A 1466-nucleotide genomic window follows, 5' to 3' on the forward strand; every position below is an offset into this window, starting at 1 on the left:
CGAAAAATATTTTTTTGACACCCCACCAACGGCTCAAACCGTTGATAAATCAACATTTATAGAGGGAGGAACAAATATGATTTACGTAAATGATTATGTGGTAAAAACCATTCATGAACTACACGTGCAAGAAGTTGAGCGAAAACGATTTTACCTTACCATATTTAAGCGCCAACATTGAGCATCTTATTAAGAGTTTCTTCAGTCATATGGTATGATAACAAATATCTTGAATTGAAGAGGTGCGAGTTATGAAAATTGAAGTATGGTCGGACTTTGTTTGCCCATTTTGTTATATTGGAAAACGTCGTTTAGAGGATGCCCTTGCGCAGTTTCCGCATAAAGATGATGTTGAAGTGGAGTTTAAAAGCTTTGAACTTGATCAAAATGCGCCACTAAATACAGGTCAAACCATTAATGAAGCGTTAGCGAAAAAGTATGGCATGACGATTGAACAAGCGCAGCAGGCAAATGAAGGTATCGGCCAGCAGGCTAAAAGCGTTGGACTAACGTTTAATTTTGATAATATGAAGCCGACGAATACCTTTGATGCGCATCGCTTAGCAAAGTTTGCTAAAACAAAAGGTCAAGAAGAAGTAATTACTGAAAAATTACTCTATGCGTATTTTACAGAATCAAAAAATCTTGGTGATCGTGAGGTTCTTGTAAGCGTAGCGGAAGAAGCGGGCTTAGATCGCTCAGAAGCACTAGCCGTTCTGGAAGATAAAACGTCGTACTCAAATGATGTCCGTATTGATGAAAGTTTAGCGCAACAATACGGCGTAACGGGTGTTCCGTTTTTTGTCATTAATCAAAAGTATGCTATTTCAGGCGCACAGCCAAAAGAAACGTTCACAAGTGCTCTTGAAAAAGTATGGGCAGAAGAAAACCCAGCTCCTAAACTGCAGGATTTATCTGGGGATAGCTCTGTAGATGCAGCCTGCGTGGATGGGAACTGTGCCGTTCCATCAAAAGATGAACAATAACTAGTAAGTTATATCGTAAGAAAAAAGGAGAGAGCTTAAGCTCCTCCTTTTTTAATGGAATAATTTATTCACTTTTTCTTCGTCGTTTAGATAATCTGTAGCTAACTCTTTTAGTGACTGTTCACTGGAGAAATCGCTTAGTTGTTGAGTATACCAGCTTTCCAACTCCTTTTTTGTAAGTGTATATTCAGTATCATCAAATTGAAAGGTGATCCAGTTTGCATTTTGAATTAACGCAAAGATAAAGGTAGCGTTATAAATAGTGAATTGTTAAAATTAAACAAATGTGTAGCATTCCTTCAAGAAGTGAGCTTAGATTTCACAATATTGACAATAGAAATAAATTGGATATTTTGGTAATGTGTAAGTGGGACAATTGGGAAAAGGACACTAGTGTTGCATTAATTTAAATTAACTATTAAAAAGACTCAAAATCTTCAATTTTATTATTTTAGGCAAACAAAAAGTCCTTTATAATGG

General features: G+C 36.4%; 2 protein-coding genes. Both read left to right on the forward strand.

Translation table 11 applies throughout. The annotated features are described in order from the left end of the window. The coding region (locus tag AC1UFB_RS16725) for a hypothetical protein (protein ID WP_482589524.1) at window positions 1-181 on the forward strand (181 nt) is incomplete at its 5' end. A gap of 70 nt (window positions 182-251) precedes the next feature. Beyond that, window positions 252-986 (forward strand): DsbA family oxidoreductase, encoded by a 735-nt coding sequence (locus AC1UFB_RS16730; RefSeq protein WP_025910941.1) that lies wholly within the window; start codon window positions 252-254, stop codon window positions 984-986. Window positions 987-1466: the final 480 nt, after the last annotated feature.

Source organism: Priestia sp. KCTC 13724 (assembly GCF_056820425.1).

Bases quoted from the DNA above. Each gene is read 5' to 3' on its own strand.
- AC1UFB_RS16730 (WP_025910941.1), top strand. From the start codon at position 252: ATGAAAATTGAAGTATGGTCGGACTTTGTTTGCCCATTTTGTTATATT.